This window comes from Constantimarinum furrinae (assembly GCF_014295415.1).
In the GTDB taxonomy this organism is placed as follows: Bacteria; Bacteroidota; Bacteroidia; order Flavobacteriales; family Flavobacteriaceae; genus Constantimarinum; species Constantimarinum furrinae.
Window position 1 is genome coordinate 2,123,298 of sequence record NZ_CP052909.1, and the last position, 12,770, is coordinate 2,136,067.

General features: G+C 40.5%; 10 protein-coding genes. 3 read left to right on the forward strand and 7 right to left on the reverse strand.

Annotated features, from left to right (window positions below; all coding sequences use genetic code 11):
- The first annotated feature begins 120 nt into the window (after positions 1-120).
- Complete coding sequence (locus ALE3EI_RS09715) at positions 121-750, forward strand: fasciclin domain-containing protein (protein WP_186988156.1); 630 nt, start codon at positions 121-123, stop codon at positions 748-750.
- Between the two features lie 353 nt (positions 751-1,103).
- Here the strand turns inward: ALE3EI_RS09715 and ALE3EI_RS09720 are convergent, their stop codons facing one another.
- Together ALE3EI_RS09720 and ALE3EI_RS09725 are read right to left on the reverse strand one after the other, a co-directional pair.
- Positions 1,104-4,403, reverse strand: a complete 3,300-nt coding sequence (locus ALE3EI_RS09720; RefSeq protein ID WP_186988158.1) for an amidohydrolase family protein — start codon at positions 4,401-4,403, stop codon at positions 1,104-1,106.
- Between the two features lie 89 nt (positions 4,404-4,492).
- Positions 4,493-5,383 carry a diacylglycerol/lipid kinase family protein gene (locus tag ALE3EI_RS09725; RefSeq protein ID WP_186988160.1) on the reverse strand — a complete coding sequence of 297 codons (891 nt, stop codon included), beginning with the start codon at positions 5,381-5,383 and terminating at the stop codon, positions 4,493-4,495.
- A gap of 62 nt (positions 5,384-5,445) precedes the next feature.
- Here ALE3EI_RS09725 and ALE3EI_RS09730 point away from each other — a divergent pair, with 62 nt between their 5' ends.
- On the forward strand, positions 5,446-6,411 hold the full coding sequence (locus tag ALE3EI_RS09730; RefSeq protein ID WP_186988162.1) for an App1 family protein: 966 nt from the start codon (positions 5,446-5,448) through the stop codon (positions 6,409-6,411).
- A 4-nt stretch (positions 6,412-6,415) separates the two neighbouring features.
- Here the strand turns inward: ALE3EI_RS09730 and ALE3EI_RS09735 are convergent, their stop codons facing one another.
- From ALE3EI_RS09735 to ALE3EI_RS09750, 4 genes are read right to left on the reverse strand one after another with little or no spacing between them, the layout of a single operon-like run.
- Positions 6,416-6,985 (reverse strand): YdeI/OmpD-associated family protein, encoded by a 570-nt coding sequence (locus ALE3EI_RS09735; RefSeq protein ID WP_186988164.1) that lies wholly within the window; start codon positions 6,983-6,985, stop codon positions 6,416-6,418.
- A gap of 2 nt (positions 6,986-6,987) precedes the next feature.
- Positions 6,988-8,610 carry a M1 family metallopeptidase gene (locus ALE3EI_RS09740; RefSeq protein ID WP_186988166.1) on the reverse strand — a complete coding sequence of 541 codons (1,623 nt, stop codon included), beginning with the start codon at positions 8,608-8,610 and terminating at the stop codon, positions 6,988-6,990.
- Positions 8,611-8,618: 8 nt separating this feature from the next.
- Positions 8,619-9,950 carry a M28 family peptidase gene (locus tag ALE3EI_RS09745; RefSeq protein ID WP_186988168.1) on the reverse strand — a complete coding sequence of 444 codons (1,332 nt, stop codon included), beginning with the start codon at positions 9,948-9,950 and terminating at the stop codon, positions 8,619-8,621.
- Positions 9,951-10,010: 60 nt separating this feature from the next.
- Positions 10,011-10,643, reverse strand: a complete 633-nt coding sequence (locus tag ALE3EI_RS09750) for a M23 family metallopeptidase (RefSeq protein WP_186988170.1) — start codon at positions 10,641-10,643, stop codon at positions 10,011-10,013.
- 114 nt (positions 10,644-10,757) lie between these two features.
- Here ALE3EI_RS09750 and ALE3EI_RS09755 point away from each other — a divergent pair, with 114 nt between their 5' ends.
- Positions 10,758-11,810 carry a helix-turn-helix domain-containing protein gene (locus ALE3EI_RS09755; protein ID WP_186988172.1) on the forward strand — a complete coding sequence of 351 codons (1,053 nt, stop codon included), beginning with the start codon at positions 10,758-10,760 and terminating at the stop codon, positions 11,808-11,810.
- Between the two features lie 25 nt (positions 11,811-11,835).
- On the opposite strand, the gene ALE3EI_RS09760 is transcribed toward ALE3EI_RS09755, so the two are convergent.
- Positions 11,836-12,711, reverse strand: a complete 876-nt coding sequence (locus ALE3EI_RS09760) for a TolB-like translocation protein (protein WP_186988174.1) — start codon at positions 12,709-12,711, stop codon at positions 11,836-11,838.
- Positions 12,712-12,770 lie beyond the last annotated feature (59 nt).

The following is a 12,770-nucleotide window of genomic DNA, read 5'->3' on the forward strand; positions in this document are numbered from 1 at the left end:
ATGATTTGATAATGATATATGGTATGGCTTAATTATTTAACAAAGTATTAATTAGTTTTAATACAATATTCACAACCTGTACGGTACATTTACATCAAAATCTAAAAATAAACCAACATCATGAAAATTAAATCAATTATTTTGTCATTAGCGGTTATAATGTTCGCGTTTACGGCCTGTGACGATACCAAAAAGAAAGAAGAAGAAGCTGCCAAAATGGAGCAGATGAAAATGGAAGAAGCCAAAGCCGAACAAATGAAAATGGAAGAAGAGGCTGAAAAGATGAGAAAGGATATGGAAGCAAATTCTATAGCCGGTAAAGCAATGGCCAATCCAAATTACTCTACTTTAGTATCGGCTTTAAAAACTGCGAATCTTGCACAAACTTTCATGGAGAAAGGTGAGTACACAGTTTTTGCTCCTACCAACGATGCTTTCAACAAAGTTCCTAAAGCAAAAATGGATGAACTTATGAAGCCCGAAAACGAGGCTAAACTTCAGAATTTATTAAAGTATCACGTAGTTTCCGGCGAATGGAATGCTGCGGCACTTGTTAAAGCTATCAACGAAAATAAGAATAAGTATTCGGTAACAACCCTTCAGGGAGAAAACCTAACCTTCTCATTAAAAGGAGATAAAGTTATGGTAAAGGATGCTAAAGGAAATATCGCTACTGTAGCCGATGCCGATATGGACGCTTCCAACGGAATTATCCACGGTATTGATACAGTCTTAATGCCTAAAAACTAAGTTTAAGTTTAGTAAGTTAAGTTAGTTGAGAGAGGGCCCCGAATTTCGGGGTCTTTTTTATTTAAATACTTCTGCGATATTGTCAATCACTTGTAGCTGACTCAAGGCTGAAAATTTTCACGGTTGATAGCAACTGTTGAACAGTATACTACCCAATGTGAACTTGGGAACAGGATTCTTTTTTTTATTCTTCATCCTGCATCTATAAAAGTAAAGTAGAACAATGATCCTCTTGGCTATTTTACGGTCTCATTAATTACTTGAGGCAAGCCGTGCTTTTTACACTTCCTAGTCAGATTTATTCGACAGTTAAAGAATTGTCATAAAAAGCTGCCTGTATCTACCAAGTTTCATTATTGGTGTCCAATATGGCAGCCACAGCCCCCGTCCATAAACCCTTGTGTTTCCTGATGCCATGGGAACGCCTGATTGTAATTATCAAGTTCCCACCAAAAGGGTGCCCTTTCCCGGTCGTGGTTTCCGATCTCGTTCATAGTAGAAGCATCGTATAGGCGACCATTTACCATCACCATTTCTACGGTGTTAGTATTCTCAATGTTTTCTAAAGGATTTTCAGAAAGTACTATAAGGTCGGCGAGTTTTCCTACCTCCAGGGATCCAATATCATTTCCTGCTCCAATGTACTCGGCGCCGTTTATCGTTGCCGTCTTTAGGGCTTCCATATTGGTCATGCCTCCTGCAGCTAGCATCCAGGTTTCCCAATGTGCTCCCAGACCCTGTAACTGACCATGAGCGCCCATATTCACTTTTACGCCCGACTCACTGAGCATCTTGGCCGTTTCAGAAACTAAAATATGACCGTTGTCGTATTCTTCCATGGGAACCATAGTGCGATGCCGGGATCTGGAATCGACAATGCGTCTTGGAGTAAACGTAAGCAGCTTTTCATTTTCCCATACCTTATCGCGTTGATAGTAGTAATATTCACCGTTCAGACCGCCGTAATTTACTATGAGCGTTGGTGTATAGCCTGTACCGCTCTTGCCCCATATCTCAAGTACGTCTTTATACACCGGAGCAACGGGAATATTGTGTTCTACACCGGTATGTCCGTCGATCACCATAGTAATGTTGTGATAAAATGTAGAACCTCCTTCGGGAACAACGTTGATATTCATTTCGCGAGCAGCCTGAAGTACCTGCTGTCTTTGCTCACGACGTGGTTGGTTATAACTTTTTACGCTTTTTGCTCCAAAGGCTTTTGTACGTCTAATACTGCTTCGGGCATCGTCGAGACTATTGATAAGTGCCTTAAAATCTCCATCGGCCCCGTATAATATAAAACCGGTAGAGTAGAGGCGTGGTCCTACCAGAGTTCCGTTCTTTTGTAGCTCTGAAAGAGAAAAAACAGTTTCAGTATTAGCCGAAGGATCATGTGCAGTGGTCACTCCATGAGCCAGATTTGCCATAAACTGCCAGTTTTGCTGGGTCGTTAGTCCGTAACGGAATGCTCCGATATGTGCATGCGAATCTACCAATCCGGGCATAATAGTTTTACCTCTTGCATCGTAGACCTTTGCATTATCGGGAAAATCCACTTTTGAGGTTTCCCCTACAGCTTCGATCTTATTCTCGTTAATCACAATGGTTCCGTTTTCAATCACTTTATCACCATCCATGGTTATTATTCTCGCATTGGTAAAAACGACTCTACCGGAGGGATTGTCAACTTTTGCTGTCAATCCTATCTTAATTCCTTCCGTGGTGATTTCCGGTATTTTTTCTGAAGAACCCGGTAAAAATGTAAAGCGATCCTTCAGCTGATTACTAAAATATTCATCTCCGAGGGTCCACATCACCTTGTTACTGTTTGGAGACCAATGTATGTTGATGCCTGCATCCTGAGCAATTTGAGAAACAGGTACCGATTTGGTTTTATCATCGAGATCTATAGGTTGACCGTTCATTACCATAGGCGCTACAAATACCTTATGAAGATTAGTAAAAGCAATCCATTTATTATCGGGACTAGGTACCAGACGGTTTGCATATTTTGAAGTGATGTGTTCTTTTTCGTCATTACCTTCCAGATTTACACTAATAAGTGTTTTTGTGGTGTTTCCAAAATAGGTGCCTCCTGTTTGTAGAAATATCCGGTCGTTATTTTTACTGAAAACCGGGTATTCACCTTTTTCGGTTACTTTTTTTGCAGTACCCCCGTTGGCAGCCATCGTGTAGATCCCGGGTTCTTTAGTATATGTAAAACCCTGATCGGTATTGCCGTTTTCTTTTCTGAAAACGATCTGTTGTCCATTGGAAGCATAGGAAGGTGTTCGGTAAATGCCTTTCTCTGATGTAAGCCTTACCGGCATTCCGCCTAAAGTTGAAACTTTAAAAACGGCACCTTTTTCAATATCGTTCCAGGTGACGTAAATAATACTATTTCCGTCCGGGGAGAAAGCCGGTTCGAACTCAAAATCGGTGCCTGAAGTTAATCTTGTAGGTGTGCCGTTGGGTAATGTCTTTTTCCAAAGATATCCCAATGCATTAAAGACTAGGAGCTTTCCATCGGGAGAGGTTACCGCATGTCGAATCACTTTAGGAGTAAACGAGTTGGTTTCGATGGGTGTGGTAGTATGTACGGTCTTCGCCAAGTCTATTTTTACATCTGCGGAAAATGGAATGTTTGAGACATTTAAGTTAGTGATATCGATCTTATTGATCTTTCCTCCGCTCCAGAATACGATCTCATTATTATTCGGCATCCAATCGAAATTGGGATATACCCCAAATATTGCCCAGGCCTCTTGCTGATCTTTGTTCAGCTTATCGTATAATGGCCATTCTTCACCTGTTTCAAGGTCATGAATAAACAATACCGATTTAGTCCTTATTCGCTTTACAAATGCCAGTTTTTTTCCATCGGGAGATACTGTAGGGCGGGCAGCTCCACCAGGTCCGCCGGTTATTGTTTCTGTTTCGCCGGTCTCAAACTCGTAACGCTTTATCACATAGATCTGCCCGTTGGGATCCTTATTATATTGAAAGAATCCTCCCGGATACATATCCTCGCTGTAATACAAATATTTTCCGTCTGAAGACACATAGGGTTCGTTTACATCTTGCTGATCATTCTTACGTTTAGTAAGTTGCAAGCCCGATCCACCGGTGATATGATATTGCCACATTTCCCCGGCACCCAAACTTCTTCCGGAAGTAAAGTGTTTTCTGGCGATAAGAAAGTTTCCATCTGCGGTCCAGACAGCATTATTTAATAAACGAAAGTCCTCTTTGGTAATTTGTTTGGCATCGCTTCCATCCGCATTCATTGTCCAAATATTATCACCACCACCGGCATCGCTGGTGAATGAGATTTTAGATCCGTCGGGGCTAAAACGAGGTTGTATCTCGAAGGGAATTCCGGTTCTTATAGCTTTGGCCTTCCCACCGGTAACAGGCATGGTATAAATGTCTCCCAACATGTCGAAAACAATGGTTTGTCCATTCGGACTTACATCCAGATTCATCCAAGTACCTTCGTCTGTGGTAAAACTGTGTGTTTTAAAGTTAAAATCTTCACCCGGAGAAGCGACATCCCATTTTGTTTTTTCTTCTGTCTTGTCTTTTTTCTTTTGCGCGTGCAGGGTAAGAGTAAAGCACACGGAAAGTATAAATAATATAGATTTTTGCATTATATGAAGGTATTAGATGAAACCAAATATACGATTTCATTTAGAGTTTGGGCAATGCAATGCGCCTGGGGTTGTGTTTATAAAAAAGTTTAGCTTTTAAACTGAAATGGGCACGCTAATTTTAACTGTTCACTGCTAAGCTCAACTTTAAGTTCAGAAACTTCTGCGATAAACTCACCATCAATCTGAAAGGGAACTTTTTCCGCACATCGAATACACGCGCTGTTGGCCGGATAACACTCTACAAACTCCGGATTCATTTCTACCTTCTCCCGGAGTGTTTTAATTATTTCTACCAGATCAAGTTTTTTATAGATCAGGAGCTCGAAAGTGCGATCATTAATCTTTCCGGACGGATTTACGGTGGCCCCTGTTCCGTATTTTCGGGCGTTGGCTATAACAAGAAGTATCCCTGTTTTCTTGATGGTTTGATTATTAAGTTCAATAGTAAATTCGAAGGGATAGTCACACGAAAAGATCGTAGGAATGGATTGCATCAAATAGCCGAGTTTTCCACGGACATTTGAGTTTTCGTAATTTCGAATTAATTCAGCATTTATTCCCAGATCTGCAATATGTAAGCAGATTTCGTCATTAATTTTAATCTTATCAACCGCTATGATATGATCACCCAGTGCGACTTCAAGTTGGGTTTCAAGATCGTCGGGAATCCCAAGGCTATGGGCAAGGCCATTTGAAGAACCTGCAGGAATAATTCCCACAGCGATTTCTTCAGAATGCACTGCTTCAGCCACCATTTTAATCGTACCATCCCCTCCCAATACAAGTATCCTGTTAGGAGTTTGCTCATTTATAAGCGCTCGAATATTTTCCGTATCATCGTTACCGCTTGTCAGGTATTCAGTAAAACTGATTTGAAATTCTTTAAATTTGTTTTTTAAAGCCGAAATTTTTTGATCCTTATTAATGCCCCCCGATATCGGATTTATCACAAGTAGAACTTTTAATGTTGAGGTCATTATTCTTTTTTTTCTTAAAATTAAGTAATTTGTAAACACCGAATCGTTATTAAAATCATAATATGAAACTTGACCTAAAGCTTTACCGGGGATACCTGAATGACGAAGAGTTGGTAGTGTTTGGTCATGTTTTCAAATCATGGGCTCCAGATAAGTATCGCATAGATCGCCGAGGTATCAAACATATGTTTTCTATTTTCCATATGTTTAATATTCGACCTATGCCGAATGTGGAAATCACACTTGAGTTTAAAGGTAAAAAGGTAACTACTAAGACACTGAAGGACGGATATTTTAGATTTACGATCCCGTTTGATGTCCCGTTAGAAAGTGGCTGGCATGAGTATTTGGTTTCCTGCAATACGGGAGAGATGGGTATTGTTCAAAAGGACGAAGTATTGAAGCCATTTAACAGTAACTTTGGTATCATCTCAGACATAGACGACACTTTTTTGATCTCCCATAGCAGCAATTTTTTTAAGAAGCTGTATGTCCTACTTTCAAAAAATATCAATAAACGGAAAATATTCGATGATGTAGTGCAGCATTACAGACTCTTAAGCCTTTCGGGCCATAAGGATACCGGTGGCGCCAACTCATTTTTTTATGTAAGTAGCAGCGAGTGGAACTTATACGAATTTATAGTCGAATTCTCCCGCATACATCAATTGCCAAAAGCAGTCATTAAATTAAAGAAAATTAAAACCGGAATCATGGATTTTCTCTTTACCGGAAGAGGGAGCCATGATCATAAGTTTGAAAAGATAAAAGACATTATTTCCTTTTACCCGCAGCTTACTTATGTTTTGTTAGGGGACGATTCCCAAAGAGACCCATTTATTTACGAACGAATCTGCAAGATCTTTCCTGAAAATATTAAAGCTGTTTATATACGTCAAACCAGATCGAAACCAAAAAAAAAGGTGACCGAAACCCTTCGGAACATGGAAGAATTGAAAGTAGCGATATGCTACTACAGTCACAGCAGGGAGGCTATTTCACATTCACAACATACAGGAATAATTTAAAGCTTTAAATCCTGGATTTTATATTGTTAAGACAGAAATGAATAATGGCTTCAATTCTTTTTTTCCTTGTGGTGCTTCTTTTAGCCTGGTGAAGCCAGCTTAGATACGACTTGCGGTATCCGGGAGCAAAACTTTCATAATTCAAAAACGCCTTCGGATTTTGATCAAATGCATGCTGAAGATCTTCAGGTACCACCAAATTCTCTACATCATCCATCTCACTCCAGCTGCCCGATTTCTTGGCATGTTCAATAACTTGTTGGCCGCTCGCATGAATTAGTCCTTGTTGTTCAAGCTCCTCTATATAGTTTTTATTTAAGGCACTCCAACTGCTTTTCGGATTCCTTGGACAGAAATATTGCTTTCGCTTTCCATTGCCAAGACTACGTACCGTGCTGTCGATCCAGCCATAACATAAAGCCACTTTCACTGCTTCTTCCCAGCGCATGGTAGGAACATTTAATTCCAGTTTATAAAATATAAGCTGAACCCCCTGGGGATATTTTAAGTGATTAAGATCGAGCCACTCACGCCATTCTATTGCCCTTGGAAAGTACAATTCAGGTTTTTCCATGTTTAATAACGCTTTTCATTCTTTACATAGAAATCGTCTTTTATACTGAAAGTTTCAATACGGTCTTTAAATTCTTTCGATTTCCATTCGGAAGTTGGAAAGATCCATTCTTCGTTACCATTTACAATGGCAATAACGGGCATATCAAATTTGTCTATGATATCGGTATACCGAAACTGAAGCTTATTCCCTTCAATCTTATATTCTACCTTTGGGATCATGGTGGTATGTAGGTATTGCTGCCAGAATTCGGTAAGATCAATTCCGGATGCCGCACTAATATAATCTTCAACTTGTTTGCTCGTAACAGTTTGATGCCTGAATTCGGTATTGAGTCCTGTTAAGATTGCTTTCCACTTTTGGTCATCCTCCAGCAGCTGTCGAAGCGTATGCAAGATATTTGCGCCTTTGTAGTAAATATCTATTCCTCCCGAATTATCAACCCCGTACTGCCCGATAATGGGTGTGTTATTCTGTATCATAGTACGTGTACCGATCACATAGGCGGAAGCGGCCTCCTTTCCGAAGTGATAATCGAGATACAGGTTTTCTGAATAGGCTGTGAATCCTTCATGAATCCACATGTCGGCAACATCCTTATTGGTAATGTTATTCGCGAACCATTCATGACCGGCTTCGTGTATAATGATAAAATCGAATTTGAGTCCCCATCCGGTATTGGAAAGATCCCGACCCAGATAACCGTTCGTATAATTATTTCCGTAGGTAACGCTACTTTGGTGCTCCATACCCAGATAAGGCACTTCAACCAACTTAAAGCTATCTTCATAAAAAGGATAGGGGCCAAACCAGTATTCAAAGGCTTCCATCATCATGGGGACCTGCTTAAACTGCTCTGTTGCTTTGGTAAGGTTGTAAGATAACACCCAATAATCGAGATCCAGTTCGCCCTTAAGTTCGTTATACGTTTCACTGAAGTGTACATAATCCCCAATATTAATGTTTATCCCGTAGTTATTAATGGGTGAAACTACCTTCCAGTGCCAGAGCTTACTATCCTTATTTTCTCTGCTTTCAATCAATCGACCGTTTCCTACAGCTTTAAGTTCTTTAGGTGCTGTTATTTTAAGATCCATCCCGGCATCGGGTTCATCGGCAGGATGGTCTTTGTTAGGCCACCATACGCTGGAACCGATCCCCTGATTTGAAGTGGCCACAAAGGGATTTCCGTTTTTATCGGTTTTCCATGAAAATCCGCCATCCCAAGGCGCATTTCGCGCCTCTCTCGGTTTTCCGGAAAAGCTAAGCGTAATAGTATTTGTATTGCCGGTGAGCTGCTCTTTTTTTAACTGAATAAAATGTGCATTCCCTTCACTGATAAAGGTTATTTCGGTATCATCCTGAATTACCTTGTCCAACGACATAGGAGCTTGCAGATCGATCTGCATGAGTTGGTGAGGTTTAGTAACCCTATAGGTAATTGTATTCGTGCCTACAATAGTTCTGGTCTCTATATCAACAACTACGGAAAGATCGTAATGCTGAAGGTCCCACCAGGCACGTTCGGGGGTGATACTGCCTCGTAACGTGTCAGCTTTGGTAAAAGACTGCGCTGATACGTTAAATACGGTAAAGCTCAAAAAAAGAAAAAGTATTTTATTCATATGGGTTATTATCTGAAGGTACTACTTGGGAAGACCACAATGCTCTCGTGTCCTTCGGCATCAACTGAAGCCACTCCAAAAAAGTAATTATCAATAACAATGCCTTTTAATGTATATTCGTCAACGTCTCCTACAAACCTACTATGGTCCCACGTAGGAGAGGTAGTGTCTCTCCAGTAAATGATATAGCCTGTTGCGCCTTCCACTTTGTCCCATTTTAATTTGGCAGATGGCTCAACGATTCCTCCAATTGCCACATTTTCTGGAGCCGGAGGTGCCCAGGCCAAACTGGCCATAGCGATCGCGTTTACAGCCGTAAGTTTCGCTGCATAATCGAAATTGACAAATTTCACTTTGTCCCCGTATTCTATTCCGTTTTCAGTACGAAGATCCTGATGTTGCTGCGTGTAATTCTCGTGCGCCTCCATGATGCGTATTCCGGCATACCCCAGATCGTTAAAGGGCCGGTGGTGACCGCCACGCCCAAACCGATCCAGACGATAGATAAGCATAGGGTTCATTTCGGGCATATAGGTGCGCGTGATCTTATGAACATAACGTGCGAGCTGTCTCGATATACCATCCACTTCGCCACCGTAAAACCGTCGGGCTTGACGTTCACGCTCGGTTTCAGCGGGTGGGACCGGTTCCGAAAAAATTCGGAAATCGACATTGCTAATGACTCCATTTACTCCTTGAATGTTACCTATCATGTCGTTGTTTAAAACCCCAATGATATCCCATCCCTGGGCTTTCGTAAATTCAGCAAAGCCCTTTCCTCCGAACAAACCCTGCTCTTCTCCGCTAAGGCCTAAATAAACTATGCTGCTTTCGAAGGTATATTGTGACAGCACTCTTGCCGCTTCAATGGTACCTGCCATTCCGCTGGCATTGTCATTAGCACCCGGGGCATCTTTAACAGCATCACTGCCATCACTGTTGCGGGAATCGATATCGCCACTCATGATGATATACTTATTGGGATATTTTGTTCCTTTTTGCACGGCAGCTACATTCACTACCCAGGTGTCGACAGGAACCCTTCGGTTGCCTTCTGCAGGAATCAGATCTTTTTGATAGAACACGTTGAGACAGTTATTACAGTTACTTGAAATGGTTTCAAATTCGGCTTTGATCCATCGCCTTGCCGCCCCAATTCCTCGGGTAGAACTCACCGTATCGCTAAATGTATTTCGAGTGCCAAATCCGGCGAGCGTCCTAATGTCGGTCTCGATCCTTTCCGAAGAAACCTCATCGATGATATCGTATATTTTAGGATTGGTTTGGGAATGAAGCTGAAAGGAAATTCCAACTACGAAAAATAGAAAAACAAATCTCATGAGTTTGAAGTTTGCACTAAAATACTCAAAAGATTGTTTTTTTTTAGCGCTATATCAGAATTAATACGGCTCTGCAGTATAATTATGTCTGGCTTTCAGACTATATGGATTTGGTTCGGTATTCTTAAACGTATAAGGGATAGAGGAGTAGGGGTATTCCCAACCACCATCAGTTACTACAAAATGCAAATGGGGATATCCTGCAAGACCTGTTGCGCCACTTCTGCCAATGGTATCACCCTGAACTACAAAATCTCCTATTTCGACCATTGCTCCGTAGCGTGTAAGATGCATATACTGGGCATAAGAATCGTCAGTGTGTTTAATAACTACAAGATTGTTAGGATGCTCTCCGTCAACGCCTGTCTCAACCACATGGACCACCGTCCCCGGTCTGGACGCAGTAATAATGGTTCCTATATCCATAGCAAAGTCGATAGCATATTCATCTGGCTGCCCTTCGGCATGAAAAGAACCGCTACAATGACTTAAATTGGTCATATAGGTTTTACCAACAGGATAAGGTAATACATAGGGTGAGATCTGCCAGAATGGATATGTAGTGTTGGGACAACCAACAGTGATCCCTTGTACAGGTTCATTGTCAATTCCCTGCTGTACCATTTCATTATCATTCTTAGAGCATGAATTGCTCAAAAACAATAGAACGATTACCAATTGAAGAATTTTCATTTTTTATTTTAAAGGTATGGAGATGGTGAAGGAATTTCAGTTCTTTTGTGAGCTAACGAACTAAGAATAATTATTTTTAAAGGAATTTTATGTAAGACCAAGTACTTTTGAGAAGTGGATATACTTCGCTATTTCATATTTTTTTATTGCTTTCTCGGGGTCTTTACCGCGGGCGGACTCTTCTTTAAAACAAGAAGTCCGGCAAATATAACGCTGGCGATCTTTATAATTTTGTTCACTCTGGAACAACTCGATTTCCTATATACCACAAGTGAAATTGTTCATGTATACCCAAAGTATTTTTTAATAATCTATCCTGTTTGTCTTCTATTTGGACCCTCCTTGTGGTTGCATTTTAGGTATGTGAAGAATCCTGAACTTCAATTTAAATACATACATTTACTTCATGCCATTCCTTTTTTGCTCTTTGTGATCATCTTCATGCTACCACTTTTTAAACACGGAGGAGCCGAAAGAATACAATTCGCCAGAGACAATTTTATGGATCACTTTATGCCGTTAAATTATATTCGAACTAGTCATGTTAGCTTCTATGGCCTGCTCATGGTATTCGTAATTGTGCGAGATAAAATATATCGTAATAACAAACAGGGGATCTACTTGAGTATTATTGCTATCATTTACCTGTTGACTGCCGTTCTTCAGCAGTATTTAACAATGTTTGCAGACAGTTACCGACAATTTGCCCTGTATTTTTTCCTGGCATCTTCTATTGTATTAATAGCCGGATTCGTATTGTATGCTTATCCGAATCTACTTCAACAGCTACATCAGAAATATTTCAGTAGCACCTTAAATTCTGAAGACAGGGCAAGAATACGAAGTAAGCTACATAATGCTCAAAGTAATACGGGGCTTTTTCTCAATAGTAAACTCAACCTTAACCAACTTTCTGAAACTTTGGATGAAAGACCGCAATATGTATCACAGGTACTTTCTGAAGATTTTTCAACTTCGTTTTCAGGTTTTGTCAACAAGATCAGGGTTGATCATGCATGTTCAATATTATGCGATCCCACCAAAGACGAATTAAAGATACTTGCTGTCGCATTTGAGTCGGGATTTAACAATAACGTGACCTTCAATAAGGCTTTTGTGAAATTTAAGGGTATTACCCCGGGGAAATTCAGAAAAGAAAGAAATTAGCTTTAGTCATATAAAGTTTAAAATACTATTCCGAATCCGGAAGTGCGACGAGGGCTATTTTTTTTCCGTCGGGACTTACCGCTATACGGGATATATCTTTAAAACCCATTTTATCCAGTGAAGCAACTTCAGTCCATTCGGGTCGGTCTAAGGTGTCGTAGCGATAAAGTTTTGTATCGCTTGCCAAGATCATCTGGTGATCGTTGAGCCATGCATAATCCTGAATTCCGATAGGTAATTGACAAATGAAATAGCTGGTGGCGTTGTCTTCCACATCTAACAAATAGATATCCAGATTACCTTCTTCGTTCACGACCGTATAACTCATAGAAGGCGTATTCGGTACTTTATGAACGGACCTCCCGACTCCTCTCAATAACGTATCGGTCTTTTTTGTGTTTAAATTCGACATTATAAGATCCATCCCATCATCTGCAAGTACTGTAGCAAGCATAAGATGATCGTTAAACATAGCAAAATAGGCTACTCGGAGGTTCGGAATGGTTTCCTCAAACGTTGCATTTCCGGGGGAATGGGTATATAATCGTTGATAACCGGTTGAATCTAAATGTACCGATAACACCGTTTGAGAGGATGGTAACTTCTGGGGTGAATACTGACTCGAAGCCGAACCCTTGTGAAACCAACCTTTTTTATTGAGAGATATGTTAAAATCAGCAATATCAGTTTGTCCGTGATTGTTTGCTGCAAAAAGTATACGATCGTTGGAGGCAAAGGAGGGCTGATTGTCATACCCCGGATCACTTGAAATGTTACGCATATTCATAAGTGAAATTCCTTCGGCCGAGGAACTTATATCGAAAAGATAAACTTCGGTCGAAGGTTGGGAAACACCTGTAAAAGACACCAACATAGAGAGCACAGACAAGTATATTTTCATAGCTATTTTATTTCTCTGAAAGATACAAAGTTTATGCCATCCATAAAAAAAAAGTCGCC